We start from the raw sequence: 26,306 nt of genomic DNA, 5'->3' as shown, positions 1-26,306 counted from the left end.
AACCCGAGGGAGGTCCCCGTGACCGCAGCCGACCAACCGCCCACGACCAGCACGAACGCCCACAGCCCGGCGTCGTTCCTCGCCGCTGCGGCGGCTCTCGACGCCATAGACGACGCCCTGCGCGACGCCCAGCGGGACTCTCCGGACACGCCCGAAGGTCCCGGTCCCGGACCGGAGCGGGCGCTGGCCTCCCTGATGCTGCTGCGGCAGGTGCGCGAGCAGCTCGCCGGATGGGAGTCCGGCCTGATCGAGACCGCTCGCGACGCGGGCGCCAGCTGGGCGGACCTCGCTCACCCTCTCGGCGTCGCCAGCCGCCAGGCCGCCGAACGCCGCTATCTGCGCGGCCGCCCCGGTCCCGCCGGGACCACCGGCGAGCAACGCGTGACGGCCACCCGCCAGGCCCGGGCCACCGAGCGCACCACCGCCACCTGGGCCCGCAACAACGCCGCCGATCTGCGTCGCCTCGCCGGGCAGATCACCGCCCTCACCGACCTCCCCGCCGCCGCCCGCCGCCCGCTCAACAAGCTCCACGCGGCCCTCGCCCATGACGACCCCGCCGACCTCATCGCCCCCTTGGCCGCCACCCGTCCCCACCTGGCCGCCGCCCACCCCGACCTTGCCGCCCGGCTCGACACCCTCACACCGCCCTGAACCCACCCCTTGCCCCACAGCGCGCCGAGATCCCCCTGCTGTCACGGGACGCATCTCTGTGCTTCTTCGCATGAGCGCGCGCGAACCGGCCCTGTACCGCTCACGGCTGGCGGTTGCCCTCGCCGACGCCGCACCACATAGCGGGCCGCCAGTGAGGTGGCCCCGGGGCGTTCGCCCGACCCGGCCAGCGGCGTGGGGCCTATCGCGAAGATCCAGCCTCACCTACGCCAGATGGCGATGGTGCTGGGACAGCAGTCGACTCCTGTGGGACGTGGTACTGGACGTCGCGGTGGATGAAGCCGCCATGTCGAGGAGGAGCAGGGCGTCGTGGTCGGGGGTGCCGGGTTCGGCGGTGTAGACGCCGATGCGCTGGCCGGGAGTGCCTTCGACGTGCAGGGACTGCGAGGTGAGGGTGATGGTTCCGACCTGCGGGTGCCGGAACGTCCTGTGGGCGGGTTTGCGTCCGGTCACCTCTTAGCGCTCCCACAGGCCCGCGAAGTCCGGGCTTTTCAAAAGCAGTTCGCCGACCAGCTGGGTGAGGTCAGGGGCGTCCAGAGCGGTGCCGACGATGGCGCGCAGGCGGGCGACGCACGCGGTGATCTGCCGGTCCCACTCGGGGAAGAGGTCGCGGACCGCGGGGTGCAGGAAGAGGTAGCGGACCTCGCCGCCCCCCACCCGGCTCGCCCGCCTCACCGAAGCCTGGCGGCAACACGAACCGGACACGCCTCTCATCCCCCGGTGGTGACCCGGCCCACGGCGGGCATGTGAGGGGCCGCTTGTCTTTGAGGTGCCGCTCGTCAGGGAAGGGCGCGCTGCAGGTCGTCGAGCAGGGATTGCGCCCACTGGGCCCCACCGGTCCCGGCGCCCGTCGCGGCTCCGGTCACCGCCCCGGCCGTGACCGTGGCCAGGACGTTCCTGACCCGGGCCACCAGGCGGCGCAGTCGCCCCTCGTCCGGTTCCTCGCTCGCCACCTCCGCGAGGACCGCCTGGGCATCCTGGCGCAGAGCTGTCGCCTGCGCGGCGGAGAGTCGCAGGACGTCCACGGTGGCGAGCAACGCCGTCAGGGTCGCGGCGAGTTGCTGACCGGCGGCGTCGGGCGCGGCCGTGGCGGCGTACTGGTTCTGCTTCTGCACCACCTCGCGATTGCCGATGGCGATCTGACTGCCGGTGATCGGGCCGAAGAACTGCGCTCCGTCCGCCCGCGTCATGGCTGCACCGTCCCCACGGTCGGGAGGGCGCGCACCTGACCCCGCACGTTCCTGATGCTCTCCGCCACGGTCGCCCTCTGGCCCATCGCTGCGCCGCCGGTCTGCCTTGCCCTGGTCAGACCGTCGAGCATGCTGCTGAGGCTGCTGCCAACGCGCAGGGGATCACTTGTGGGGCGCTGCAGTTCGGCGTCGATCTCGGCGGCGGCCTGCCTGACGCGCTCCTGGGCCGGCCGGTCGAGGCCCAGGTCGGGGAGCCCGGCCAGAACCATGTCCACGGTGTCCCGCACGCTCTGCAGGACCAGTTCGCGGTGGCGGCTCAGGCCCGGGTACGCGCCATTCTGCGGTGCGGGATGGAACGACGGTGGGGCAGGTCGCGGAGTGTGCTGTGTGTTCGGGAAGGCCTCGCGGACGAACGTCTCCAGGTCCCCGCCAAGTTCGGCACGGAATTTTCCGGCCGCTCGTTCCAGCTCGACCTGGTGCTGCGACTGTTTCACTGTGCCATTGTTCACGGCCACATTCGATTGGTGCGCGGTGATGTAGTAGTTGTTCTGGGTGACCGGCGGGGAAAACCTCTCAGCCGGGAGGAAAGTCGCGGGTGGTTCCTGAGTGGTTCCCGGGGTTTCGAAGGAGCTTTTGGACGAGGTAGCGGCGGGTGTGCTGACCGGTGCCCTCACAGCCGTCCTGTAGCCCTCTCCAGAAGCAGATTCCCCATCAGCCTTGTCCTTCACCGAAGTACTGTCCACCTGCAGCGGCATGGCCTTCTGTAGTGTCTGGTAGCGCATCAAAATGTCCCCCGCTTTCGATTTCTCTGAATCGTAGCGAGGGACACATGAAGAGCAATCGATTTTCACAGAATGTGACGCACAGAATGTCACCGCGGTGAATCGCGTGAATCGCGTGAAAGACGACCGGGAATGGGCTCGGAGTGAGTTCAGGGGCCATGCGCATCGCCGACCGGTCCGGTGGTCAGTTGCTCGCGGTCTGATGGAGGGGATGAGGCCGCTCAGGTGACGAGGTCTGCAAGGTGTCGTGCGCGGCGATGATCACCGGCCCATGAGCAACGGGCTACCCGACCAGCCCGATTTCCATCGTCGCGGTCGGTGGCCCAGCTTTCGGTGCATACGTGCTGGACTGGCCCTGAACAGCACGATGCCCCCGCCCGGCAGCAAGAGGGGCGAAGGATCGTCCTCCGGCGCCTTCAGGACTTCGACCACGTGCCGGAAGTCCGCGCCGTACTGGACAACCGCGGGCACCTGCTCACCACATAGCGGGCGGCCAGCGAAGGCGTTGCGGCGGTGGTCCGCTCCGCGGGCTCGGCTCCGGCCGAGACGCCGGCCTTCCAGGGAGCCGTCCCCGGGCCGCTGTCATTTCGCCGGTGCGCCCCAGCATCCGGGACCAGCCGTGCGCGACTGCTTCACCGATGACCTCCTGCTTGTTCTGCCCTCGCCCCACGGCAACGACGTGCGCCTGTGCGGCGAGGTCCACGCAGCGCACCGGACACCGCTGGCCGCCCAATTCGAGCTGCAAGCACGGCTGCACCATTATGACCATGAGTACCCAATCGGCTACTTTGTGTTGGTGATCAGGTTGTGGATCGGTGAGGTGCCCACCGGGCGAGCGGGGCGAATCGCGCTGCTGTTCGGCCTGGTGCTGCTGATCACGGCGCACCTCTCAGGGGGCGTGCACAGCGCGACGTTCGCCGGGCCTCACGCGGTCGTCGGGGCAGCCGCCTGCTCTGGTCTTGGGGACGACACCGAACTCCCCGGAATCGCTGGAGGCGAGCACCGCCCGGGCCACGATCACCACGCGAACAGTCATTTCGACCACACCGTGGACCGACCGCGTGTCGGTTCCGGAGATACGGCCGCCGCCCCCCTGGACGATCTCGGCACGCTGCAACCGGCTGCCGACACCACTGCGTTCAGCTTCCCGTGCCCCGGAGGACCTCGGAACAGGGCCCCGTGCGTCCCCAGCGGCCGTGCGGCCTTGGTCCTGAACTGCACCTGGCGGCAGTAGGCGCCCCCGCATGCCCTTTCACCGGCCCTCGCGGGCCGGGTCCCGGCGTGTCCCGCGTCCCTGACCGATCTGCATCCGCACCCCTGCCCTTTGGCTCGGTGTGCGAAGGAGTCGAACCCCTTCATGGATTTCAGCCTGCTCGAAACGTTCTCCCCGGGCGCCCTCGCCCCCGCACCCCTCAGCGCCCGACGCCCCGCCCAACTGGTCGGCAACACCCCGGTGCTATGGATCGACGAGCCTTTCGCCGCTCACGGACGCGGCTTCTTCGCCAAGCTGGAAGGGGCCAACCCCGGCGGCATCAAGGACCGCCCCGGCCTGCACATGATCCGCGAGGCCCAGCTGCGCGGCGAGCTCTCGCCCGGAGCGCCCGTCGTCGAGTCGTCCAGCGGCACCCTCGGCCTTGGCCTGACGCTCGCCGGGATGACGTACGGCCACCCGGTGACCGTCGTCTCCGACCCCGGCATGGAGCCGGCCATGGTGCGCCTGCTCACCGCACTCGGCGCGCGCGTCGACCAGGTCACCGCGCCGCACCCGCAGGGCGGTTGGCAGCAGGCCCGCCGTGAACGGGTCGCCGAACTGCTGGCCGGAGCGCCGGGCGCGTACTGCCCGGACCAGTACCAGAACCCTGACAACGTGGCCGCCTACCGGCCCCTGGCCGTTGAGCTCATCGCCCAGCTCGGACGTATCGACGTCCTGGTCTCCGCCGTCGGCACCGGGGGTCACTCGGCCGGGATCGCCTCCGTGCTGCGCGAGAGCTTCCCGGGCCTCAAGCTCATCGGTGTCGACACAGTGGGTTCGGCGATCTTCGGGCAGCCCGCCGGGCCCCGCCTGATGCGCGGCCTGGGCTCCAGCATCCATCCCGGCAACGTGGACTATCCGGCCTTCGACGAGGTGCACTGGGTGGCACCGTCCGAAGCGGTCTGGGCCTGTCGCCAGTTGGCCCGCCGCCACTACGCCTCCGGCGGCTGGAGCGTAGGTGCCGTCACCCTGGTCGCGGGCTGGGCGGCCCGCACGCTGCCGGCGGGCACCCGGATCGCCGCGGTCTTCCCGGACGGCCCGCACCGCTACCTCGAGACGGTGTTCAACGACTCCTGGTGCCAGGAGAACGACCTCGTTGAGCAGGAACAGCCGCACGAACCGGACGAGATCGCCGCTCCCGACGCGTGCACCGTCACCGCCTGGACCCGCTGCACCAATGTGCGTGACCCACTGGGCCGGGAGCGCAATCCCGGCTTGGCGCCCGGCATGACGCCCGGCACGGCGAAGGCGGTCGTGCGATGAAGAGTTTCCGTTCGCAGGTGGCTTCCTTCCCGCCTGCCGTCCGTCTGTTGATGGCCAACCAGTTCGCCATCAATCTCGGCTTCTACATGCTGATGCCCTACCTCGCCGACCATCTCGCGCACGGCCTCGGCCTCGCGGCATGGACGGTCGGCCTGGTGCTCGGCGTACGCAACCTCTCCCAGCAGGGCATGTTCCTCATCGGCGGCACCCTCGCCGACCGGTACGGATGCAAGCCCATGATCATGACCGGATGCGTGCTGCGCACCCTCGCCTTCGGGCTCCTGGGGATGGTGGAGTCCCTGCCCGCCCTCATCGCGGCCTCGGCCGCCACCGGGCTCGCGGGCGCACTGTTCAATCCGGCCGTACGCGCCTACCTCGCGGCCGAAGCGGGCGAGGAACGCCGGGTCGAGGCGTTCGCCACCTTCAATGTCTTCTATCAGGCGGGCATCCTCATCGGCCCGCTCGCCGGACTCGCCCTGCTGGCCTGGGACTTCCGCGCGGTATGTGCCACGGCGGCCATCGTCTTCGGGCTTCTGGCCGTGCTGCAGTGGCGGGCGCTCCCGGCCCGCCCGCCCAAGGACCGCAGCGCCGAGCCGGCCTGGCGCGCGGTGGCCGCAGACTGGCGCACCATCGCCACCAACCGGCCCTTCCTGCTCTTCGCGGTCGCGATGACGGGCAGCTACGTCCTGGCCTTCCAGGTCTATCTGGCCCTACCCCTGCGGGCCGGTGACCTCTTCGGCGAACAGACCGGCGTGGTGACCGGGGCGATCTTCGCCGTGTCCGCGCTGGCTGCCCTGTCCGGCCAGTTGCGGCTGACCGCGTGGGCGAAACGGACCATGCCGGGGCCGCGTGCCATCACCTGGGGGCTCGCGGTGATGGGGGCATCCTTCCTGCCGCTGCTGCCGGGCGGATCCCACCGCATCCTGGCCGGAGTGGCCCTCGCGTCGTGCGCGGCGCTGCTCGCCTGGGGTGGCGCGCTGCTCTACCCCTTCGAGATGGACACCGTCGTACGGCTGTCCGGCGACCGCCTGGTCGCCACGTACTACGGCGCCTACAACACCGTCTCCGGCGTCGCGATCTCCCTGGGCAACCTCGCGGTGGGCGCCCTGTTCGACACAGGGGTCAGCTGGCTTCCGTGGCTGGCGCTCGCCGCAACCGGCTTCGCCTGCGCGGGACTCGTGGCCCGCCTGCACCGCACCGGGCACCTCACCGCACCCCGGACGGAGGTTGCCGCAACGGTGTGAGGCCCGGATCAACCATGGTCGGCGTACGGCTTGTTCGCCGTGAGCGGCGTGCAGCTCGTCGCGACGGGCTGGGGGGCGTCCCGTCCGGCCGGTGGCCATGCCTCCAGCCCGTGGCCCAGCTTCTCTTTCGACGTGGCCTGCACATCAATCTCGGTCAGGATCCCGAAGCCCTGCTCGGCCAGTGCCTCGCGCGCGGCAGAGCATGAAATATACCCCCGGGGGTACAAGTGTTACGGTGAAAAGCAGATACCCCCCGGGGTAATTTTCAGGCGAAAGGAGTATCCGCGTGTTCTTCGTTGACACCATCGAGCTGGAGGGTCTCGGCAACCGCAGCTACCTGGCCGGCGGCGAGAGCGCCGCGGTGGCGGTGGACCCGCCACGCGATGTCGACCAGGTCCTGGCGGTCGCCGCCCGGCACGGTGTGCGGATCTCCCATGTGGTGGAGACCCACATCCACAACGACTACGTCACCGGAGGCCTCGAACTCGCCCGGATCACCGGCGCCCAGTACCTCGTGCCGACCGGCGCGAACGTCGCCTTCGCCCGCGTCCCCGTCGCCGACGGTGACACGGCGGACATCGATCCCGGCAGCCGGCTGACGCTGACAGCGATCGCGACCCCGGGGCACACCCCCCACCACACCTCCTACGCGCTGTACGAGGCGGGGCGGCCGGTGGCCGTCTTCACCGGCGGGTCGCTGCTGATAGGCACGGTGGGCCGGCCGGACCTGGTCGAGCCGCGGCTGACCGAGCAGCTGGCCCGTGCCCAGCACGCCTCCGCCCACCGGCTGGCCGCCGATCTCCCCGACGAGACGGCGGTGCTGCCCACCCACGGCTTCGGCAGCTTCTGCTCCTCGGCCCCTTCGGAGGGTGAGGCGACCACCATCGGCAAGGAGAAGAGTGCGAACACCGCGCTCACCGTCGACGTGGACACCTTTGTCAACGACCTGCTGGCCGGCCTGGAGGACGTGCCCGCCTACTACGCGCACATGGGCCCGGCCAACGCCGAGGGCCCCGCACCGCTGGACCTGACACCGCCCGCCCTCGCGGATGCCGAAGAGATCGCCGCCCGCCTCGCGGTCGGCGAATGGGTCGTCGACCTGCGCAACCGCGTCGCGTTCGCCGAAGGACACGTGGCCGGGTCGTTCAACTTCGAGGCCGACGGCAAGATCGCCACTTACGTGGCCTGGATGATCCCCTGGGGCAAGCCGGTCACCCTGCTCGCCGAATCGGCCGAGCAGCTCGCGGGCGCCCAGCGCGAACTGGTGCGGGTGGGCATCGACCGCCCGGCCGCCGCAGCCACCGGCACCCCCGCCGACTGGCTGTCCGCCGGGCAGGCCCCGGCCTCCTTCCCGCGCTCCACCTTCGCCGAGCTCGCCGCCCACAGCGGCGACGGAGTGGTGGTCCTGGATGTGCGCCGTGACTCCGAGCGGGCGAGCGGCTGGATCGAAGGCTCGGTGCACATACCTGTCCACGAACTCCACGGCCGCCTCGGTGAGGTTCCACCGGGGACGGTGTGGGTGCACTGCGCCGGCGGCATGCGCGCCGCGATCGCCGCGTCCCTGCTGGATGCCGCCGGTCGCGATGTCGTCGCCGTCGACGACGGATTCGACGCCGCCACCGAGGCCAACCTGCCCCTGACCACCGGCTGACACCCCGTCCACCGCACGAGAAGGAGAGGGGAGAACTCGATGTTCCTCTTCCGCCGCAGCCAGCCCCGCGTCAGCGTGGACCGGGCCCGCAGCCGCACCAGCGGCGACAGGCCGGACGCCGTCCTGCTCGACGTCCGCGAGAGGCCCGAGTGGAACGCGGGCCACGCTCCCGGCGCCGTTCATATGCCTCTGTCGAAGCTGGTGGCCGGCGCCGACCTGCCGACCGAGACCTCCGGCCGCCCGCTGGTGGTGATCTGCCGCAGCGGACACCGCTCCCAGCAGGCCGCGAAACTCCTCACCCAGCGCGGCCGGGAGGCGGTCGACGTCAAAGGCGGCATGAACGCGTGGATCGCCGCCGGGCACCCGGTCGTCGACGAACGCGGAAACAGCGGCCAGATAACGTGACTGCGATCGTCCTCGCCCTCATGGCCGGGGCCGGCGTCGGCCTCGCTCTCGGAGCGCTGGGGGGCGGTGGCAGCGTCCTGGCCGTGCCCGCCCTGATCTACCTGCTCGGCTTCAGTCCGTCCGCGGCCACCACGGCGAGCCTGATCATCGTGGCCACCACCTCCGCCACCGCTCTGTACGCCCATGCCCGCGACGGGCACGTCGCCTGGAAGACCGGATCACTGTTCACCGCCGCCGGCATCATCCCCGCCTACCTCGCGGGGGCAGCCGCTGGACGCGTACCCGCAGCGACCTTGACCATCACGTTCTCCGTTGTCGCCGCACTGGCAGCGGTACGGATGTTCCGTCCGTCCTCTTCCCGGCCGCCCAAGCGCATACGGCCCGGCAAGTCGGCCGCGGCAGGCGCCGGACTCGGTGCGGTGACCGGCTTCCTCGGCGTCGGCGGCGGCTTCCTCGCCGTCCCGGCCCTGGTGAGCGTTCTCGGCCTGACCATGCGGCGGGCGGTGGGCACCAGCCTGCTCGTGATCACCGTCAACTCGCTCGCCGCCCTGGTCGCCCGCACCGGGACGGGCGACGGCCTCGACTGGGCGTTGATCGGGCCGTTCACCGGAGCGGCGATCCTCGGTGCCTGGGACGGGAAACGCCTCAGCACCAAGGTCTCCGGCGACACCCTGCAAAAAGCCTTCGCCGGTGTGCTCCTGGCGGTAGCCGTGTTCATGCTGATCGACGTGATCGTATGAACACCACGGCCACCACGGCCACCACGGCCACCACGGCTCTCAGGCCAGGGACAGGAACAGCTTCTCCAGCCTGGCCCGCATCTGATCGCGGTCACCGACCGCCTGGCCGCCCTCGGCCATACAGTGCTGCAAACCGGTCGCGATGATCGCGAACCCGGCCCGGTCCAGCGCGCGGGAGACCGCGGCGAGCTGCGTGATCACGTCCTCGCAGTCCCGGCCCTCCTCGATCATCTTGATGACCCCCGCGATCTGGCCCTGAGCCCGCCGCAGCCGATTGAGGACCGACTTGAGCTCGTCGGCCGCCATTTCCAGCTCCATCATCCACCTCCATCAATACCCCTAGGGGTATCATACCGGGTTCGGGCGACCGCTCCCGGAACACCGCGGAAGGACTTCGTACATGACCACGCCTACCGCCATAACCCCCGCACAGGCCGCCGCCCGCCTCGAGGACTACACGATCATCGACGTGCGCGCCCCCGGCGAATACGCCTCCGGCCACCTCCCCGGCGCCCACAACATCCCCCTCGACCACCTGCACACCACACTGCCCCCCCTCAAAGCCGCAGCCTCCCGCGCCGCTCTCCTCATGGTCTGCGCCTCGGGCAACCGCTCCACCACCGCCTGCACCGAACTCGCCGCCGCCGACATACCCGCCACCACCCTCAGCGGCGGCACCACCGCCTGGGCCGGCGAAGGCCACACCCTCCACCACCCCCGCAACGCCCGAGCCGTCTGGCCCATGGAACGCCGGGTCCGCCTCGCCGCCGGATCCCTCGTTGTCCTCGGCCTCGCCGCCGGCGCCGGCTGGCGCCCCGCACGCCGGCTATCCGCCGCCATTGGCACCGGCCTGGTCTTCTCCGCCGCCACCGACACCTGCGGCATGGCCGCCGCCCTCGCGAAACTCCCCCACAACCAGCCCCGCACCACCGACCTCCACACCACCCTGCAAGCACTGCAGGGCTGAGGCGGCTGCCGTGGGCGAAGGGCACTGCACCCGTTGTGCGCGTACTCCGTACTTCAACACGCCCCATTTGGCGGAGGAACGGTGCGCGACAACGGCCCGGGAACGGCGATGCCCGCAAGCGCATCGATCGGAGCACCCTGCCAGACCAAAAAGGAACGGGTTGGCGCGTGTGGCAAGGCGAACACAGCACGGCGCTCGGCGCGCCTCGGACGAAGCGGCGCGCACCTGCTCCAAGCGCTCGTCGGCGGCGGTGGGCCGATCAGACACGGCCAATCCGACACTCCGGACGGCCTGGCACCTCAGCTACTGGCAGCTTGCCGGGCTTTCAGTGGGCAGGGGTGGCACTTCCATGATTCGCCTATGAATGCGCCGCTTCGTCAGCGCGGCGGTGTTCGGCGTTGAGGCGGTGTTCAGCGTTGAGGCGCTGGGCTTCCTCGAGTTGGTCTTCGAGGATGACGATGCGACAGGCAGCCTCGATGGGGGTGCCCTGGTCGACGAGTTCGCGGGCGCGGGCCGCGATGCGCAGCTGATAGCGCGAGTAGCGACGGTGTCCGCCCGCCGAGCGCAGCGGGGTGATCAGGCGGGCTTCGCCGATGGCCCGGAGGAAGCCCTGGGTGGTGCCGAGTATCTCGGCGGCCCGGCCCATCGTGTATGCGGGGTAGTCGTCGTCATCAAGACGGCCGAACGTGTCGTCTGCTGTCATTGCACCTCTCTATGTGCCCGGAACATCTGGAACCTCTGGAACGCGTGGAGGGGCCCTGGTGCCGTACTCGCACCAGGGCCCCGAAGGAACTGCTACACCATCTGCCGGCCCTAAGACTGCGCCGGCCTTCTGTTTCCGCCTGCCCGACCGAACTGCCGTCGGAGCCGCGGGGATCGCGGTTGCTTGACCGGAGACCACCTCACTATCGATGTCCTGCGGTACCCGGACTCAGAATTCCGCCCGGGCGATCCTGATGGCGCTCGGCTCCTCCGTTCTTCCCTCTGGGATCAATCACTTGCCTACTGCGGGTACTGCTCTCCTGCGTACTGCTGGTGATGCGAACTGCACTTACCTGTACTGCACTTGCGATCCTGCTGGCGGTGGCCCCTGATCACTGCGGGCCACCCGGTCCGGTCGTCAGCCCCGTCGCCGTCCTGCAACCGCTCTGGCTTCGAAGCTCCACCACCGCACCGTCCTGCGAACTGCGCCTGCGGGTACTGCTGCCCGGCAGTTCATCTCTGCCGGGCCCTGCTTGATCTCGGCTACGAGAGAAACCATAGCCACACCACCGCCCAATGTCTACTCCAGCCAACATAGATTTTCGCGCGTTCGACGGTGAGGTAGTCACCATCGAACAGCACAGAGGAAGACAGGCATCACTGGGTTACGGAGCACCCGGCAGGCATCGCCGGGTTGGCGCCACAAATGCAGGGCACACGCACCCTGGCAGGCAGGGCCGACCGACGACGACCAGCCACCAGGAGGACCTGATCCCGATGGACACGATGAACCTCGATGTCGCAACCGCCCATTTCGCGGGGTCCCTCGCCGGCGCACGCGAGCGCGCCCGGGACTTCCTCGACGGTCTCACCCGCCCTCTCGCAGGGGAAGTTGCGGATGCCGTGGTCCTGGTCGTCTCGGAGCTCGTCACCAATGCCCTGCGCCATGGCGGCGGAACCTGCACTCTCCGCCTGACCGCCCGCCCCGACACGCTCGAGGTGGCCGTCGACGACCCCAGCCCGGAAGCGCCGCGGATGCGCTCCCCGGACTTGAAGGGCGGCACGGGAGGCTTCGGCTGGCCCATGGTCAACCACCTCGCCCGCTCCACCGCCGTCACCCGCCAGACAGCGGGCGGCAAGACAGTGAGCGCCGCTCTCGCTCGCTAGCTCCAAGCCGAGGGGCCCTGTGCCACCGGATTAGACGCACCCTCCGGATTAGATGCGCCCTCCGAGTCGCGAGTAGGGCCTGAATTTCTGAAACGCGACGGCCCGAGCGGGGAAATATCTGTGACCGCGAGATGAGGGTTTACCACCCAGGGCGCGAAGTGTTTTTTCGGTCCAGAATCGAGCAGCGTTATTTTCCGTTCGCGGCCTGCTACCTCGTGCTACTGTCGATCTCAGTTGCAGTTGTGGTTCCCAAAAACTTCAAGCCGCAGTGCCGGATTTTCCCGTCACTGCAAGCTTCTTTGTATTTCCGGTTTCCCTCCGGACGGGGCATCATCGCGGCGACCCGGCATCCGCACATCGCGGATCCCGGCGTTCTGCCCCCAAAGGAGATATGACATGGCGTCAGGCACCGTGAAGTGGTTCAACGCGGCCAAGGGTTTCGGCTTCATCGAGCAGGACGGCGGGGGTGCTGACGTGTTCGCCCACTTCTCGAACATCGCCTCCCAGGGCTTCCGCGAGTTGCTGGAGGGCCAGAAGGTGACCTTCGACATCGCGCCGAGCCAGAAGGGCCCGACGGCCGAGAACATCGCTCTCGCCTGACGCTGACGCACACTTCGTAGTTGGGGCCCGCATCCCTAGGGGTGCGGGCCCCAGCTACGGACATTTCCCACAGTGGTGTCGCCTGTGGAACAACGCCTCACAGCCCCACCCTCGGGATGAGCGTCTTTCGTAACTACGACACTACGACTGACTGCCTCCAAGGTTTTACGCCCCCCATGGCGTCTCCAATTTCATGGCTTGCATCCGGCACGGATGCACTGCAAGCCGCATTCTTTCTCGCAACCTCTTCACATTCCTTTTCGCATTCCATTCGGTTCGTGCTTGTGATTCCCCGCGCTGCTCTTTCGCTGCGGGAATTCCTTGATGCGCGCCGTATCAAGGAAGGTTCTCGATGAACCCCACACGTACGAACACTCGTTCCTCCCGCCCCCGCCGGACCGAGAACCCCTCCATCGGGTCCGGCGCCGGTTCGAGGCGAGACCCCCGCTCCAGCGCGCCCGCCCCGAGCCGTTCCGGCGCCCCGAGGCGCCCGGCCGGCCACGGCCGCCGGCCCGCCCCGGTCCAGGGCGAGTTCGCCCTGCCGAAGACGATCACTCCCGCGCTGCCCGCGGTCGAGGCGTTCGCCGACCTCGACATGCCCGCCCCCCTGCTGGCCGCGCTGACCGCGCAGGGCATGAGCGTCCCGTTCCCGATCCAGGGTGCGACCCTGCCCAACACCCTCGCGGGCCGCGATGCCCTGGGCCGTGGCCGCACCGGCTCCGGCAAGACCCTCGCCTTCGGTCTGGCCCTGCTCGCCCGCACCGCAGGTCAGCGCGCCGAGCCCCGCCAGCCCCTGGCCCTGGTCCTGGTGCCCACGCGTGAACTGGCCCAGCAGGTGACCGACGCCCTCACCCCCTATGCCCGTGCGGTGAAGCTGCGTCTGGCCACCGTCGTCGGCGGCATGTCGATCGGCAGGCAGGCCAACGCGCTGCGCGCCGGCGCCGAGGTCGTCGTCGCCACGCCGGGGCGGCTCAAGGACCTCATCGACCGAGGTGACTGCCGCCTGAACCAGATCGCGATCACCGTCCTAGACGAGGCCGACCAGATGGCCGACATGGGCTTCATGCCCCAGGTCACCGCTCTCCTGGACCAGGTACGCCCCGAGGGCCAGCGGATGCTGTTCTCCGCCACCCTCGACCGCAACGTCGACCGCCTGGTCCGCCGCTACCTCACCGACCCGGTGGTCCACTCCGTCGACCCGTCCGCCGGTGCCGTCACCACGATGGAGCACCACGTCCTGCACGTACACGGCGCGGACAAGCAGCAGACGACCACTGAGATCGCGGCCCGTGACGGCCGGGTGATCATGTTCCTGGACACCAAGCACGGCGTCGACCGGCTGACGCAGGACCTGCTGAAGAGCGGTGTCCGGGCCGCCGCCCTGCACGGCGGCAAGTCACAGCCCCAGCGCACCCGGACCCTGGCCCAGTTCAAGACTGGGCACGTCACCGTGCTCGTGGCCACGAATGTCGCCGCACGCGGGATCCACGTCGACAACCTCGACCTGGTCGTGAACGTCGACCCGCCCACCGACCACAAGGACTACCTCCACCGCGGCGGCCGTACGGCCCGCGCAGGTGAGTCCGGCAGCGTCGTCACCCTGGTGACGCCCAACCAGCGCCGCGACATGAGCCGCCTGATGGCCGCCGCGGGCATCACCCCGCAGACCGCCCAGGTCCGCTCCGGCGAGGAGACACTCAGCCGGATCACCGGCGCCCAGACTCCCTCCGGCATCCCCGTGACGATCACCGCGCCGGTGGTCGAGCGACGTCAGCGCGGTACGTCCTCACGCGGCCGGCGCAGCCCTGCCTCGGCGGCGCGGCGCGCGAACGTGCGGCAGTCCACCTTCGACGCGGCGGCCTAGAACCTTCGTGATCAGGAATCTGACGCACCACTGCAGGAGGCACCTTTTGACACTGGTTGAGATGCAGCCCCGGCCCGCACGTGCCGCCCCCGCGCACAGGACGGCGGCCGAGGCCATGGATGCCGGCGGACCGCAGGTGTGCGACGACATGACCGTCGAGGTCGCCCTGTCCGTCATAGCCAGTGCCCGCACGGGACACCTGCTCGTCTGCGACAACGACGGCCTGTGCACCGGACTTCTCACCCGGGCCCAGCTCACTGCGGCCCGAGACGGCTCCGCGTACACGGACCGGGTCCAACTGCGCGACATTCTCGGCGATCGCGGGCCGTTCACTTCGCCCGTGACCAGCGTGGCCGAAGCCCAGCACGCGATGCGCTACAGCCGGCTCGATGCCTTGCCTGTGGTCGACGAACACGGCAACGCTCTGGGCATCCTCGCCCTTGCCCGCTGAACCGTCTCCACCGCGGTCTCAGCCATGGCAGAACCACTCCCCTCGTTCGTTCTTCTCCCTGTGAGGCATCATGCGCTGTGTCATCGCCCGCTTCCCGTTCGACCTCACCAAGAGCGGGGTTCTGGAATCGATGAAGGGGATCAAGCCCGAGCAGGTCTCCGGTGAATCCGTGATCATCGGCCGCCGCACCTACCCCGTCAAGCAGGTAGGACAGGTCATCACGCGTCAAGACCCTCGCGACTTCAGCACCGGCGAAGTCCTGCGGGCCATGACCCAGCTCGGCTTCACCTGCCGCGGCGTCGCGCCGGCCGCCGTACCCACGCGCGTCCTCAGCCCCTGGCAAGAGGCTTCCGCGATGCTCGGCACCCCTGCGGCAGCCTGACCGACAGGCAGACGCCGCCGTCAGAACAGCAACGTGAGGGTCCGACCGGAATACACCGGTCGGACCCTCACTGCGTACCAGCGGCGCTCGGCACGGTACCGCCCGTCTCCGGCCGACCCCGCCGCGTCGGTGCACCCTCGCGAAGGCGGAATCCCCCAGGCCGCCACGCTGGGTTTGCGGCCGCGTCCCTCGGAGCGCCCCTCAACTCAGCCAGGGCCAACTGGAGCCGCCCGCTTCGGTCGCAGCGGTCAGGGAGCAAGGGCGGAGCGCACATGCTGCAGTCGGGGCGCGCTTCTCCTGGCCAACCCGCCACCGCGGGCGGCCACCTGCACGGAATCAGAACCGCCGCGTGCCGCCTCTTCTGATCCATTCCCACTTCACAGCGCAAGCCACAAAGGGCGAGATGAACATCGCGAGCAGCCACAAGCCCACGCTCGCAGGCGAATAGATGTAGTAGTGCCACGCCACCGGAAGGAATGACGGCGCAAGCAGAAGGACGACCAGCACCCCCCACACAGCCAACGTCACGGCTGCCATACGTGCCCCCACCATGGTCCCTTCCCCGCTACCCGCCGACTCCCTGAACGAGGACCGTAGCGCCCACCCCTACGAGGCCCCCTCCGGGGTACAGCCGCATCTCGCTTCTGACGTCGGAAAATCGGCGGCGGACGGCTCCCCCATCCTCGAACAGCACAATGCGGGGATCGGTAACCGGTGCGCCGTTCGGCCGCGGCGGACAGTGTCTCGGCCGCGGCCCGCCGCTGCGGGCTTCAGTCGCGGGAGGAGATGCCGTCTTCGGGTACCCAGGGCCAGGCATCGCCGCCGATTTCGGCCAACGGATCACCGTTGCTGTGAAGGGCGTCAGCCGCCTTGGCGGTGGTCGTCTGGGAATGCGCCAGGAGGCCTATGCCCGGGCGCATTTCTCAGCAATAGGGATCCCCAGGTGAGTGATCCCGTACGGCTCACCGTTCGAGATCACGCAGGCCGACCGGATAGACGGGGCTCAGTTGGCAGTGTCGCGCCATTCCGCGCGGTTGCCCTGCACCTCGGCGATGCTCGGGTGACGCACGGCATCCAGGCCATCATCGGCGAGAAGGTCAGCGATCAGGGCCGGGGGGCCGAAGACCTCGGTGGCGCTCAGGTCGCGGTCGGTCAGGACGAACCAGGAACCCTCCAACGGCCACCAGTGCGCGGGGAACTGGGTGCCAGTCTTCCGGTCGGGCCATCGGCAGGCATCGTGGTGGGCGAGTGCCTCACCCAGCCGCCCCCGGCGGGCCAAAACCGGGCGGCCCATGTCTTCGATCGCCGCCTGGGCCCAGTAGCACTCCGTACGAGGCCCTTCAGGGCTGTGGCGGGTGAGGACCTCGACCAGGCGGGCCAGACTGCCACGGTCGATTTCCCCAAGGTCCGGCTTCTCAAAGGCTTCGGGCAGGTCCCGCCCCTGGAAGACCCTGAAGGAGGGGGTGTACTTCCAGTCCTCCAGGTGCTTGCCGACGTGCGCCAGCACGTCGTTCCACCGAACTCGTTCGCCTCTCACCGTGACGGTGTGCAGCACCCAGCAACGGTCCGGGAAACCCTCCTGGGGCTCGTAACCCAAGACGGCATCATCCCCGTCCAGGATCGGACGCATACCACCCAGCGAATCGTCATCCGACACCGGCTCCAACACTGAATCCCTCGACATACTTCGATCATGCATGTGACGTTCTGTCACTGGTCGAGGTTAAACGCCCGCTCGGCCCCGGCCGACTTGCGCATGCAGGGGCAGGCCTGACGACACCCGTTCAGGCTGGGGCGGGCAGCTGGATCGAGGCGAGTTTGGCCGGGTCGATGACGATGTGGATGCCGACGATCCGGCCTTCCGTGACGGTGAAGGCGATGACGGAGAAAGGACTTCCGTCGGGGCGCCAGGACATGTGGCCGGGGATGCCGTTGACCAGCACAGGTCGTTGGCGGGCGGCCTTACCGGAGAACATACGGGCACCGGAGGCGACCTTGGTGGCCCCGAGAGTGACCACCCTGCCATCGGGGGTGTCGACGCTCAGCTTCACGTTCGGGTCGAGGACGCGCAGGAGTGCTTCGAAGTCGCCACTGAGGGCAGCGGCGCCGAATGCCTGGACGACCTGTCGGTGCTCACGGTCAGAGCCCGTAGGCCGGTCCGTGGCGCGGACCTTACGGCGGGCACGGCTGGCGATCATCTTGGTGGCGTCGGCGGATTTCCCCAGGATCTGGCCGATGTCGTGGAACGGGACAGCGAACATGTCGTGCAGGACGAACGCCAGACGTTCGCTCGGGGTGAGCGAGTCGAGCACGATGAGCAGGGCGAGTCCGACCGAATCGGCCAGCGCCACCTGTTCGTCCGGCGCGAGGTCGTCGTCCGGTGTCACTACGAGGTTCGCGAACTCTTGCTCGTAGTCGGTTTCCGGGCGGGCCCGGCGGGATCTGAGGAGGTCCAGACTGATGCGGCCGACCACGGTGGTCAGCCAGCCCGCCAGGTTGCCGATGGTGGTCGGGTCCTGGCGGACGAGACGCATCCAGGCTTCCTGGACCACGTCCTCGGCGTCGGCGTGCGAGCCCAGCACGCGGTACGCGACGGCGCGCAGCCGATCGCGCTGGGCTTCGAACGCCTCGGTGAGGAGGCCGGACGGGTGGGCGGTCACGGCTTGCGCGGCTGACGCAGCGAGACCCGGTTGCCGTCCGGGTCCACTGCTTCGATGCGGAGCCCGAACGGATACTCCTGGGGTCCGGCTTCATCGAAGGTGACGCCGCGTCGGCGCGTGGTCTCGAAGTCCTTTCGCAGGTCGTCGGATTCGAGGATCAGCGGACCGGGCACGCCGACCGGCTGTCCCGCGACCGCCGCCTGCGACCACAGATTGATCTGTACGGGGCTGTGGGGAGCACCGACGGTGAGGAAACGTCCGTCAGGTCCGGGGTGGTCGATCCGCTTTTCCAGGCCGAGCCCCTCGGTGTAGAACTCCAGCGCGCGGTCCTGATCGGTGACGTAGACCGTCACGTACATGATGTTGGTCAGCATCCGGATCTCGATTCACTCGTCGGTCCGACGACCGTTCGTATTCGGTCGTCACACCTATGACGAGTGCCGCCGGGAGAAGGTAACAGGACCGGTCCGGCCGGACGGATACAGGGCGCATGCGGTGCACCGACATACGAGTTGACATCCAGCCTAGGAACCCTCGGAGGGCGTCCCTCTGGGCTCCGCCGGCGGTCCCACTGCCGTGTACTCCACCGCGACGCTGATCACCGCGAGCCCCGCGAAGACCAGCCCCAGGGTGCCGTGCCCGAAGCCGGAAAGGGACAGCGCGGCCACGCCGAGGACCGCCAGCTTGATGACGATCTCCGGGCCGACCGGCAGCGGGATCTTCGGTCCCCCGGCCGCGAGGAACGTCCCCCACACCACTGCAGCCAGGGCCGCGCTCCCCACGCCGATGACGATCCCGGAGAGGGTGCCCGGACCGGTGGCCATGCCCCAGAGGAACAGTGACACCAGGAGCCCGCCCTCCAGGGCGAGGGCCAGTGCCGCGTTGGCGATGGTGAGGGGGGTCCATTTGCGGTCCTTCACGGGACCCGGCTTGGCGACTCTCACGCTTCGGCAGCCTTCTTGAGGCCCTTCAGCCACTTCTCCAGGGCCGTGTGCAGTTTGGTGTCGGAGAAGAAGAGGATGAGGAACGGTCCGCCCATGGACTCCTCGGTTGCTTCCAGCACATGCCGGTGGACGGCCTTTGCGCCCGCCGCGAGTCCGGTCCAGACAATCTCCCGGCCGGGATCGATCACCGCGAAGCGGGACTTGATCCGGTTCCTGCCGTTGGTCCAGGTGAACCGGGCGTCCATCTCGGCACCGCCCGATGAGGACTCCACGGTGACCCCGTGGATGGCAGGGTCGACGCTCCCCCAGTTCGCCGGCTCGCACAGCAGGGGCCACACTCGCTCGACGGGGGCCTCGATGCGTATCTCATGCGATCCGCGGACCGGTGCCCGCTCGTCCAGACGCCCCTTCTTCGCGTACTCCTCATGCAGGACTTCCATGGATGGACCTCGGTAGAGCAACCGGTTCAGCATGCCGCCGCCTTCCACGGGTACGAGGGGCACTTACTCTCTCAGGGCCGGACGTCGGTGCGGGGCCGATTGCTTCGCCTACTTCACCGGTTCACTCTTCACCGGATCGCTGATGAACTCCAGCAGATCGGCGTTGAGTTGGTTCATGTGCGTCAGATGCAGGCCGTGCGGTCCGTTGTCGTACACCTTGAGCACGCTGCCCGGAATCAGTGTCCTTGCCGATCTGGGCACGCATGTCATCGAAGACGCTGCCAGGGACACCCTCGGGGTAGTCCGCGCGCTGCCTCAGCAGCGGAGTCAGGGTGGAGACCAGAACGACCTTGGCCACCCGCTCGGAACCATGCCGGGTGAGATAACGGGCAACCTCGCCTGTGCCGGTCGAATGACCGACCAGGGTGACCTCCGTCAGGTCCCACAGGCACGGCCATCACCTGCGACGTAAGCAAGAACAAGTACATCTCGTGGCCTGCTACTTACTGTTCCCGACGCGTGCCCCAGTCTCCTGTGACCGCGCGTATCCAAACAGCCGACGCCCCGTGCGCCAGCCGACTGACCGGCTGACCGGCTGACCGGCTGACCGGCTGACCGGCTGACCGGGAACCATCCTGGCCAGGCCCGGCATCGCGCCCTACGGTGGCAGTGTTCCGCTTCCGGCCCTCCCCCGGTCTCCGCCGACTGCCGGGCTGACAGGCTTCAGGACTCGACCACCGCGACAAGCCAATGATGCGTGAACGGTGCCCTCTTCGGGCACACGTACCGCCTCAACCACCGGCGCCGGCAATGGCAGTGTCGCGAACGAGCTCACCCTTCGGATCCGGCCTACTCGGCCCGGGCGCCGAGACGACGACGGAGAAGCCCATGGCAGTCATGCGCGCACCTATCGTGGTCAGTGTTGACGCCGACCCGTCCCGCCGCCACGCCTTGGCCTGGGGAGCCGATGAGGCCTTACGGCTCAGCCTCCCGCTCCAACTGGTCTTCGCCCAACGGCATTCGGCTCACCGGCAGCCGTCAGGGCCCGCGCACAGATCAGGCCAACGATCCCCTGACGCCGCGGAAGCGGCCCTCCAAGACGCCGCCTCCTTCGTGAAGAGCCGGCACCCCCAGTTGGTGGTCTCCGCGCTGCCGGCCGCGGATGCACCTGTTGCGTTCCTTCGCGAACAGGCCCGTACCGCGGCCACTTTGGTCCTCGACTCGCAGCGGCCCAAGCGACGCGGAAGGCTCTTCGGCCCACGGCCCGGCACCCTGGCTGTCATGGCTCACGCGCTGTGCCCGGTTGCAGTCGTGCCCGAACCCGCCAATCACGGTCACCAGCCGTTCCTCGTCGTTGGAACGGATGTCGCCTGGTTCGGACGCCGTCCCTCCGCAGCCGCCCTCCACCATGGATTCGAAATGGCCGCAGCCCACGGTGCGGAGCTCCATGTCGTACATGTGTGGCGTCCCCCGCTCCCAGGCGTGCTGGACGAGCGGGCGGCCATGCGGGAATGCCGCCGCCTGCTTTCGCAATCCGTGGCCGGTCTGCAGACCCTTCATCCGGCCGTGAAGGTCCAACACGCACTGCTCCGCGGGCCCGTGGCACACGTGCTGGCCCAGGAGTCCGAGCATTCGCTCGGTTTGATTGTGGGTATCCGGAGTCATCGCCACGCGCGCCGTGTGCCGCTCGGCTCGGTGCTCGGTCGCGTGCTGCGTCATGCCCGGTGCCCCGTTATCGCCGTTCCGCAGGAGGTCACGTATCACCGTCCACAGAGGCGGCCACGTGTCCGCGGACTGTCCCGCCTGGCCCGGAAGGCCGTTGGGCGCTACATCCGCCTGTTCACTCATCCCGCCGGCACCCGGCCATGAGGCCTGCAGTGTGCTGGGTGGCCATGGGCCGGGTTACGTCCGGTGGGTGGTGGCGAGGACGGCGGTGAGGTCGTTGACGAGCGTGGTGTCGTGGCCCTCCGCGCTTGCCCAGGCGACGTGGCCGTCGGGGCGAATGAGGGCGGCGCGTATGCCGGACCAGTGGGCCGGGAGCAGGTGCGGGGTGCTGGTGTGCACGCGCAGGCCGGGCCGGGCGAGGTGGCGGAGGGGCTGGTCCGGGCTGCTGGTGAGGTCGAGCAGCAGGTAGCCGTCGGCGCGCAGCAGGGCGAACAGGCTGGTGTCGTCGAGGGCGAGGTCGTCGGCGCGGGTGCCGGTCAGTTGCTGGGTATCGGCGGGCGCGGTCGGCGTATAGGTGACGGCGAGGGAACTGACCTGTGCGGCGAGGTGGTCGTTGAGCTCGGGCAGGGTGGTGATCAGTTGGCTGAGCAGGCCGCGGAGGGCGAGTCCTTCCGGGGTGAAGGCGGTCATGAGGACGACCTGGGCGCGGCTGGTGTCGGTGAGGTTGACGCCGACCGGGTGGCGTTCGGCGTGGTACGTGTCCAAGAGCGTGTCGGGGGCCCAGTCGTTGAGGGTGGCGGCGAGCTTCCAGGCGAGGTTGGCGGCGTCCTGGATACCGACGTTCATGCCGACTCCGCCGGCGGGGAAGTGCTGGTGGGCGGCGTCACCGGCGAGGAAGACACGGCCGTTCCGGTACTGGGCGGCCAGGCGGGTGGCGTTGCCGAAGCGGGAGAGCCAGACGGGATCGCGCATGCCGAAGTCGGTCCCGGCCATGGTGATGACGTTCTCGCGCAGTTCCTCCAGGGTCAGGTCGCCGGGCCGGGTGGTGGTGATGTCGCGAGGGGTGATGCCGACGATGCGGTGGAGGCCGCCGGGCATCGGGACGGCCATCAGGCTGCCGGCCGGGCCGAAGTAGCTGTGGCCGGGGGCCGGGGGCGCATCGAGGATGACGTCGCCGAGCCAGCCGAGCACGGTGGACGGCGTGCCGGGGAAGTCGATGCCGGCCGCGCCGCGCACGGTGCTGCGTGCGCCGTCGCAGCCCACCAGATAGGCCGCCTCCATGGTCAACGGGCCGTCGGGGGCCTGGATCTGCACGCGGACGCCGTCCGGCCCCTCGCTCAGTCCGGTGGCCTCGTGACCGCGCAGGATCGTCGCCCCCAGTTCGAGAGCCTGCTGCTCCAGCAGGGCCTCGGTGCGCTCCTGGGGCAGGGCGAGCGTGTACGGAAAGGGGCTGGGCAGGCGGCGGAAGTCCAGCCGGGAGTCCAGGGCGCCGAAGTGCCCGCCGGGCAGTGGCATGCCCTCGGTGATGAAGGGGTGGTGCACTCCGCGGGAGGCGAACGTCTCGATGGTGCGGGGGTGCACGGTCAGGGCGCGGGAGCGGGTGTCGCGCTCGGTGCGCGTTTCGATGACCGCAACGGTGATTCCGCAGCGGCGCAGTTCGGCGGCCAGCCACAGGCCGACAGGCCCGCCTCCGGCGACGATGACCTGGTAGTTCATGATTCTTCCCCTTCATCCATCGCCTTGGTCAGTGACCAAGAACTGTTCTGAAGTAAACTAGGTCAGTGACCAAGAAGCAAGCCAGGGAAGACGCCGCAGGCCAGCTCACGCGCGCGGCCGTGGTCGATGCGGCGCTGCAAGTGCTGGAGGACCGGGGGCTGGAGGGCCTGTCGACCCGGGCGGTGGCCGACAGCCTGGGGGTGCGCATGAACACCGTGCTGTGGCACGTGAAGACCAAGGCGCGAATGCTGGAGCTCATGGCCGACGCGGTCGTGGGCGAAGTCGGCTACGAGGGCCTGCCCTCCCAGCCGCGGCAACGGGCGCGGGAACTGGCTCGCCGGTACCGGCGCGCGCTGCTCGCGCACCGCGACGGCGCCGCCCTGGTGACCGGGACCTACCCGGCCGAGCCGCACACGCTGCGTTTCGCCGACCGCCTCGTCGACGCCCTGCTGGAAGCGGGAGCGGACGAGCAACAGGCAGTCTGGACGGTGTGGACGGTCATCTACTTCCTCCTGGGTCTGGTCCAGGAGGAACAGGCCGCGCCCGACCAGTCCGACGACCGGCTGGCCCAGGCCGTGGACGCCGGTGCGTACCCAGCACTGCACCGGGTCGCCGCGCACATGCGGCAGGACGCCTTCGAGGACCGCTTCACCTTCGGGCTGGAGGCGATCCTTGCCCGCCTGCCCGAGTAACTGACCGTTTCAGAATGCCGTCCTGCGGAGGCACTGGCGGCCCATGGAACAATCCCTTCAGCCACTGGCTCAGGGGGATGACACCGTATGGAACGGGTTGGGGATGCGCGGGGGATCGTGCTTGGATACGTCGACGCTCTGAGCGCGGTTGACGAAGCTATGAGGGCGGCGATCCCCTCGCTTGAGCGACTTGCAGATGTCCTCGGCCTGGTCCACTCGCGCCGGATCAGCCGGAGTGGGCAGGTCGGCACCTACTCATACATGGTTCATGGGGCAGGGTGCCGCTTCGTCAGCGACAACGGCACTGAGGTCGATGTCGACTTCGCAGTCGACGGAAGCGAAATCTTCGACCTCTGGCGACTGCGCTTGTACGGGCTGAGCCTGTCCGAGCCTCTCGACGTCACGGATCAGGACCTGCGGACCGCGGTGCAATCCCTGCAACCGCTTCTGACCGAGGTGCGACCGGGGTGGTTCAGCGTCGCCAACTGATGGCTTCAGAATGAGGTGCGCAGACGACGCATAAAGGCGACGAACGCTCCCGGACACCGTTCGCCCCGACCGCCGGCGCCCGCGCGAGGATCAACTCTTCGCAGCACCGTCAACACGGCCTGGCCGTGCGGAATTGTGCGCAACGCGCGAGGACGTCGCCGCGTGCTCGTCAGGCGTCGAAACGCCCGCGTGCGCTCTCGATGTGACCGAGGTGCTGATGGGTCCAGCCGCATATGGCGTCGACAGCGGTGCGCAAGCCCCTGCCCGGCTCGGTGAGGGTGTACTCGACCCGCGGCGGGACGGTGGGGTACACCTTCCGGTCGACCAGGCCATTGCGCTCCAGCATGCGCAGGTTCTGGGTGAGCATCTTGTGGCTGACGCCCTCGACCTCGTTGCGCAGCTCGCTGAAGCGCAGGGTGCGCTCGCCGAGCGCCTCGATGATCAGGAGCGCCCATTTGTTGGCCACGTCCGAGAAGATCTCCCGCGCCAAGGAGTCCGCGCGCCGCAGGTCAGCGTCCTCGGGCAGGCCCTTGAGCAGCTGCTTGGTCACCATTGGGTTCCCCAGTCACCGAAAAGTGCGTTCTTCCAGGTCAGCCATCACTCTCCTACAGTTCCCGAGTAACCACAAGAGAGCGAATAGGAAGGGTCAGCACCATGACCACCATTGATGTCTTCACCTACGACGTGCCGGCCGAGAGCGACTTCGGCTACGCGCAGGCGATCAAGTCCGGCGAGCTGATCCACGTCTCTGGACAGCTCTCGTTCGATGAGGCGGGCGAGTTCCTCTACGCGGGGGACTTCGCCGCCCAGCTACAGCAGACCTACGCCAACATGGACAGGGTCCTGGACCACTACGACGCCACCCGGAACCAGATCGTCTCGCAGACCCTGTACGTGGTGAACCTGCGGCAGCACGCCGCGGCGACGGCGGAGGGCAACCTGGGCTACTTCGGCGACCACCGCCCGGCCAGCACGGTCTTGGGCGTCACTGAACTGACCTTGCCCGGCCAGGTCATCGAGATCAGCTTCGTCATCGACACGAAACTGCCCGCCTGAAGTCTGCTCCTCGCACGTCCCACAGACCCCCGGGCCCGACGGCCGCGGCGGCAGGTGTCTGCCGGGCTTCTACAGAGCACGTACGACAGCGTGTCGCGGTTCTCCACAACGATCCTGCCGCCCCGGTTCCGGAATTCGCCGAAGATCTCCGAGAGGCTGCCGCTGCTCCAATCAGCGCAACTGATCGGCCACTTTTGAATTACGCCTCATCAGGCCGATGAGTTTGCCTGCTGTCTGAAGTCTTCCCTGTGACATGCCCGCCCCTGGGGCGAGGGAGCGTCCCCATGCCATGGAGGAGAGAGGGAGGAGGCCAGAATGAGCAATCCGATTCGGCTGTACATGTCGATGTCGCTCGACGGCTTCATTGCCGGTCCGGACGATCGGCCGGGCCAGGAGCTCGGACGCGCCGGCGGGCGTCTTTTCAACTGGCTCGACGACCGGGAATCCGACGGTCCCAGCGGGCAGGTTTATCGCGAGGCGCTGGCGACCGGCGCGGTGATCTCAGGCCGCCGGACCTTCGAACTCGCCGGGCGGTGGCAGGGCGACCACCACGACGGTGTACCGATCTTCGTCCTTACCCACCAGGTGGATGAGGGGGACGTGCCACCCGGCCACGCCCGATTCGTCACCGACGTCGAGGACTGCGCCCGTCAGGCTCGCGCGGCCGCCGGTGACCGGCCGGTCATGGTTCATGGGGCGGGCGCGGCCCAGGCGCTCCTGCGAGCCGGACACATCGACGAGATGGAAATCCACCTGGTGCAGGTCCTCCTCGGGGACGGCCGACGGCTCTTCGACCACCTCGGTGGTGATCACATCGAACTCGACCTCGTCCGAGTTCTCAAGGACCGAGACGTCACGCACCTCCGCTACCAGGTACGCCGCCCCAACGAGGCCTCATGAAGACGCTCTTCGCCGCCTACCGCGTCACCGACCTGGACCGGTCGCTCACCTTCTACGCCGCCTTGGGCTACGTCGAGCTGGGCAGGGTCGACACCGAGGGCGGGAGCCACCTCGTGATCCTCAAGCTCCCCGGCGAACCGGCAGCCTCGCTCGAACTGGTCCACCGGCCCGTCGACGCACGCGTCGACGTGGGCAGTGGCTTCGACCACCTCGCGATCCAGGTGGACACACTGGCCACCACCCTGGAGCGGCTGGCCGACGCCGGCCTGGAGCCGGGACCTGTCCAGCAGCCGGGCGGACCCCACGGCCCGAAGACGTCGTGGCTCACCGACCCGGACGGCTACCGCATCGAGTTGGTGGAGTGGCCGCCCGGACACCCCGAGGGCATCACCGCCGCGGACTTCGCCTGAGCGGT

The 26,306-nt window shown here is 68.9% G+C and carries 32 protein-coding genes and 2 pseudogenes; 19 read left to right on the top strand and 15 right to left on the bottom strand.

Translation table 11 applies throughout. The features are described 5' to 3' along the window. Window positions 1-18: 18 nt before the first annotated feature. The gene (locus AB0E78_RS22730; RefSeq protein ID WP_361835289.1) at window positions 19-651 is read left to right on the top strand and encodes a type III effector protein; all 633 of its coding nucleotides are present in this window, start codon (window positions 19-21) and stop codon (window positions 649-651) included. A 222-nt stretch (window positions 652-873) separates the two neighbouring features. Here AB0E78_RS22730 and AB0E78_RS22725 read toward each other — a convergent pair. From AB0E78_RS22725 to AB0E78_RS22715, 3 genes and pseudogenes are all read right to left on the bottom strand, one after another. Then, a pseudogene (locus AB0E78_RS22725) lies at window positions 874-1,308 on the bottom strand (transcriptional regulator); the annotation flags it as partial. Window positions 1,309-1,448: 140 nt separating this feature from the next. Further along, window positions 1,449-1,859: a hypothetical protein gene (locus tag AB0E78_RS22720; protein WP_361835287.1), complete on the bottom strand. Its 411-nt coding sequence runs from the start codon at window positions 1,857-1,859 to the stop codon at window positions 1,449-1,451. Next, window positions 1,856-2,641, bottom strand: coding sequence for a hypothetical protein (locus AB0E78_RS22715; protein WP_361835284.1), 786 nt, complete (start codon window positions 2,639-2,641; stop codon window positions 1,856-1,858). Before AB0E78_RS22715 ends, AB0E78_RS22720 begins: the two co-directional genes overlap by 4 nt. Before the next feature lie 619 nt (window positions 2,642-3,260). On the opposite strand from AB0E78_RS22715, the gene AB0E78_RS22710 reads away from it, so the two are divergent. The 6 genes from AB0E78_RS22710 (at window position 3,261) to AB0E78_RS22685 (ending at window position 9,196) form a co-directional block, all read left to right on the top strand. Beyond that, window positions 3,261-3,875: a hypothetical protein gene (locus tag AB0E78_RS22710; RefSeq protein ID WP_361835281.1), complete on the top strand. Its 615-nt coding sequence runs from the start codon at window positions 3,261-3,263 to the stop codon at window positions 3,873-3,875. A 123-nt stretch (window positions 3,876-3,998) separates the two neighbouring features. Further along, window positions 3,999-5,156, top strand: a complete 1,158-nt coding sequence (locus AB0E78_RS22705) for a PLP-dependent cysteine synthase family protein (protein ID WP_361835278.1) — start codon at window positions 3,999-4,001, stop codon at window positions 5,154-5,156. Then, a complete protein-coding gene (locus tag AB0E78_RS22700) occupies window positions 5,153-6,400 on the top strand; it encodes an MFS transporter (protein WP_361835275.1) in 1,248 nt (415 codons plus the stop codon). Before AB0E78_RS22705 ends, AB0E78_RS22700 begins: the two co-directional genes overlap by 4 nt. A gap of 286 nt (window positions 6,401-6,686) precedes the next feature. After that, entirely contained in the window at window positions 6,687-8,051 is a 1,365-nt protein-coding gene (locus AB0E78_RS22695; protein ID WP_361835272.1) for an MBL fold metallo-hydrolase, read from the top strand. Between the two features lie 39 nt (window positions 8,052-8,090). Further along, window positions 8,091-8,456, top strand: a complete 366-nt coding sequence (locus tag AB0E78_RS22690) for a rhodanese-like domain-containing protein (protein WP_361835269.1) — start codon at window positions 8,091-8,093, stop codon at window positions 8,454-8,456. Then, window positions 8,453-9,196, top strand: coding sequence for a sulfite exporter TauE/SafE family protein (locus AB0E78_RS22685; RefSeq protein WP_361835266.1), 744 nt, complete (start codon window positions 8,453-8,455; stop codon window positions 9,194-9,196). Before AB0E78_RS22690 ends, AB0E78_RS22685 begins: the two co-directional genes overlap by 4 nt. Before the next feature lie 39 nt (window positions 9,197-9,235). Here AB0E78_RS22685 and AB0E78_RS22680 read toward each other — a convergent pair whose 3' ends face one another. Next, the gene (locus AB0E78_RS22680) at window positions 9,236-9,514 is read right to left on the bottom strand and encodes a metal-sensitive transcriptional regulator (RefSeq protein WP_361835886.1); all 279 of its coding nucleotides are present in this window, start codon (window positions 9,512-9,514) and stop codon (window positions 9,236-9,238) included. Window positions 9,515-9,596: 82 nt separating this feature from the next. Here AB0E78_RS22680 and AB0E78_RS22675 point away from each other — a divergent pair, with 82 nt between their 5' ends. Beyond that, window positions 9,597-10,163: a rhodanese-like domain-containing protein gene (locus AB0E78_RS22675; RefSeq protein ID WP_361835263.1), complete on the top strand. Its 567-nt coding sequence runs from the start codon at window positions 9,597-9,599 to the stop codon at window positions 10,161-10,163. 358 nt (window positions 10,164-10,521) lie between these two features. On the opposite strand, the gene AB0E78_RS22670 is transcribed toward AB0E78_RS22675, so the two are convergent. Continuing rightward, entirely contained in the window at window positions 10,522-10,866 is a 345-nt protein-coding gene (locus AB0E78_RS22670) for a MerR family transcriptional regulator (RefSeq protein ID WP_361835260.1), read from the bottom strand. Window positions 10,867-11,642: 776 nt separating this feature from the next. Between AB0E78_RS22670 and AB0E78_RS22665 the strand changes: the two genes are divergently transcribed. The 5 genes from AB0E78_RS22665 (at window position 11,643) to AB0E78_RS22645 (ending at window position 15,329) form a co-directional block, all read left to right on the top strand. Continuing rightward, window positions 11,643-12,032 (top strand): ATP-binding protein, encoded by a 390-nt coding sequence (locus AB0E78_RS22665; RefSeq protein WP_361835257.1) that lies wholly within the window; start codon window positions 11,643-11,645, stop codon window positions 12,030-12,032. 396 nt (window positions 12,033-12,428) lie between these two features. Then, window positions 12,429-12,632, top strand: coding sequence for a cold-shock protein (locus tag AB0E78_RS22660; RefSeq protein WP_361835254.1), 204 nt, complete (start codon window positions 12,429-12,431; stop codon window positions 12,630-12,632). 352 nt (window positions 12,633-12,984) lie between these two features. Further along, on the top strand, window positions 12,985-14,496 hold the full coding sequence (locus AB0E78_RS22655; RefSeq protein ID WP_361835251.1) for a DEAD/DEAH box helicase: 1,512 nt from the start codon (window positions 12,985-12,987) through the stop codon (window positions 14,494-14,496). A 46-nt stretch (window positions 14,497-14,542) separates the two neighbouring features. Continuing rightward, complete coding sequence (locus AB0E78_RS22650) at window positions 14,543-14,947, top strand: CBS domain-containing protein (protein ID WP_361835248.1); 405 nt, start codon at window positions 14,543-14,545, stop codon at window positions 14,945-14,947. A 70-nt stretch (window positions 14,948-15,017) separates the two neighbouring features. Next, window positions 15,018-15,329, top strand: coding sequence for an SCO5918 family protein (locus AB0E78_RS22645; RefSeq protein ID WP_361835245.1), 312 nt, complete (start codon window positions 15,018-15,020; stop codon window positions 15,327-15,329). Between the two features lie 336 nt (window positions 15,330-15,665). Here the strand turns inward: AB0E78_RS22645 and AB0E78_RS22640 are convergent, their stop codons facing one another. From AB0E78_RS22640 to AB0E78_RS22605, 8 genes and pseudogenes are all read right to left on the bottom strand, one after another. Next, window positions 15,666-15,866: a hypothetical protein gene (locus tag AB0E78_RS22640; protein WP_361835243.1), complete on the bottom strand. Its 201-nt coding sequence runs from the start codon at window positions 15,864-15,866 to the stop codon at window positions 15,666-15,668. A gap of 466 nt (window positions 15,867-16,332) precedes the next feature. Beyond that, window positions 16,333-17,043: a hypothetical protein gene (locus tag AB0E78_RS22635; RefSeq protein WP_361835240.1), complete on the bottom strand. Its 711-nt coding sequence runs from the start codon at window positions 17,041-17,043 to the stop codon at window positions 16,333-16,335. 70 nt (window positions 17,044-17,113) lie between these two features. Next, a complete protein-coding gene (locus AB0E78_RS22630) occupies window positions 17,114-17,989 on the bottom strand; it encodes a sigma-70 family RNA polymerase sigma factor (protein ID WP_361835238.1) in 876 nt (291 codons plus the stop codon). After that, window positions 17,986-18,363: a VOC family protein gene (locus AB0E78_RS22625; protein ID WP_361835235.1), complete on the bottom strand. Its 378-nt coding sequence runs from the start codon at window positions 18,361-18,363 to the stop codon at window positions 17,986-17,988. The genes AB0E78_RS22630 and AB0E78_RS22625 overlap by 4 nt, the downstream gene beginning before the upstream one ends. Window positions 18,364-18,513: 150 nt before the next feature. After that, entirely contained in the window at window positions 18,514-18,933 is a 420-nt protein-coding gene (locus AB0E78_RS22620) for a YrdB family protein (protein ID WP_361835232.1), read from the bottom strand. Then, window positions 18,930-19,373: an SRPBCC family protein gene (locus tag AB0E78_RS22615; protein ID WP_361835229.1), complete on the bottom strand. Its 444-nt coding sequence runs from the start codon at window positions 19,371-19,373 to the stop codon at window positions 18,930-18,932. The genes AB0E78_RS22620 and AB0E78_RS22615 overlap by 4 nt, the downstream gene beginning before the upstream one ends. Before the next feature lie 108 nt (window positions 19,374-19,481). After that, the gene (locus AB0E78_RS22610) at window positions 19,482-19,634 is read right to left on the bottom strand and encodes a hypothetical protein (protein ID WP_361835226.1); all 153 of its coding nucleotides are present in this window, start codon (window positions 19,632-19,634) and stop codon (window positions 19,482-19,484) included. A 49-nt stretch (window positions 19,635-19,683) separates the two neighbouring features. Further along, window positions 19,684-19,797, bottom strand: a pseudogene (locus AB0E78_RS22605) (alpha/beta hydrolase); the annotation flags it as partial. Between the two features lie 326 nt (window positions 19,798-20,123). Here AB0E78_RS22605 and AB0E78_RS22600 point away from each other — a divergent pair. Next, complete coding sequence (locus AB0E78_RS22600; RefSeq protein WP_361835223.1) at window positions 20,124-21,242, top strand: universal stress protein; 1,119 nt, start codon at window positions 20,124-20,126, stop codon at window positions 21,240-21,242. A gap of 33 nt (window positions 21,243-21,275) precedes the next feature. Here AB0E78_RS22600 and AB0E78_RS22595 read toward each other — a convergent pair whose 3' ends face one another. Then, window positions 21,276-22,754, bottom strand: a complete 1,479-nt coding sequence (locus AB0E78_RS22595) for an FAD-dependent monooxygenase (protein ID WP_361835220.1) — start codon at window positions 22,752-22,754, stop codon at window positions 21,276-21,278. Window positions 22,755-22,819: 65 nt separating this feature from the next. On the opposite strand from AB0E78_RS22595, the gene AB0E78_RS22590 reads away from it, so the two are divergent. Both AB0E78_RS22590 and AB0E78_RS22585 read left to right on the top strand, forming a co-directional pair. Beyond that, window positions 22,820-23,446, top strand: a complete 627-nt coding sequence (locus tag AB0E78_RS22590; RefSeq protein ID WP_361835217.1) for a TetR/AcrR family transcriptional regulator C-terminal domain-containing protein — start codon at window positions 22,820-22,822, stop codon at window positions 23,444-23,446. Between the two features lie 87 nt (window positions 23,447-23,533). Beyond that, complete coding sequence (locus tag AB0E78_RS22585) at window positions 23,534-23,935, top strand: hypothetical protein (RefSeq protein ID WP_361835214.1); 402 nt, start codon at window positions 23,534-23,536, stop codon at window positions 23,933-23,935. A gap of 169 nt (window positions 23,936-24,104) precedes the next feature. Here the strand turns inward: AB0E78_RS22585 and AB0E78_RS22580 are convergent, their stop codons facing one another. After that, window positions 24,105-24,488: a helix-turn-helix domain-containing protein gene (locus tag AB0E78_RS22580; protein ID WP_361835211.1), complete on the bottom strand. Its 384-nt coding sequence runs from the start codon at window positions 24,486-24,488 to the stop codon at window positions 24,105-24,107. 101 nt (window positions 24,489-24,589) lie between these two features. Here AB0E78_RS22580 and AB0E78_RS22575 point away from each other — a divergent pair, with 101 nt between their 5' ends. The 3 genes from AB0E78_RS22575 (at window position 24,590) to AB0E78_RS22565 (ending at window position 26,301) form a co-directional block, all read left to right on the top strand. Then, window positions 24,590-24,991, top strand: a complete 402-nt coding sequence (locus AB0E78_RS22575; RefSeq protein WP_361835208.1) for a RidA family protein — start codon at window positions 24,590-24,592, stop codon at window positions 24,989-24,991. Between the two features lie 315 nt (window positions 24,992-25,306). Beyond that, on the top strand, window positions 25,307-25,891 hold the full coding sequence (locus tag AB0E78_RS22570; protein ID WP_361835205.1) for a dihydrofolate reductase family protein: 585 nt from the start codon (window positions 25,307-25,309) through the stop codon (window positions 25,889-25,891). Next, window positions 25,888-26,301: a VOC family protein gene (locus AB0E78_RS22565; RefSeq protein ID WP_361835203.1), complete on the top strand. Its 414-nt coding sequence runs from the start codon at window positions 25,888-25,890 to the stop codon at window positions 26,299-26,301. The genes AB0E78_RS22570 and AB0E78_RS22565 overlap by 4 nt, the downstream gene beginning before the upstream one ends. Window positions 26,302-26,306 lie beyond the last annotated feature (5 nt).

It is taken from the genome of Streptomyces sp. NPDC032198 (genome assembly GCF_040636975.1).
GTDB lineage: Bacteria > Actinomycetota > Actinomycetes > Streptomycetales > Streptomycetaceae > Streptomyces.
This window is presented reverse-complemented; position numbering and strand designations above follow the sequence as displayed.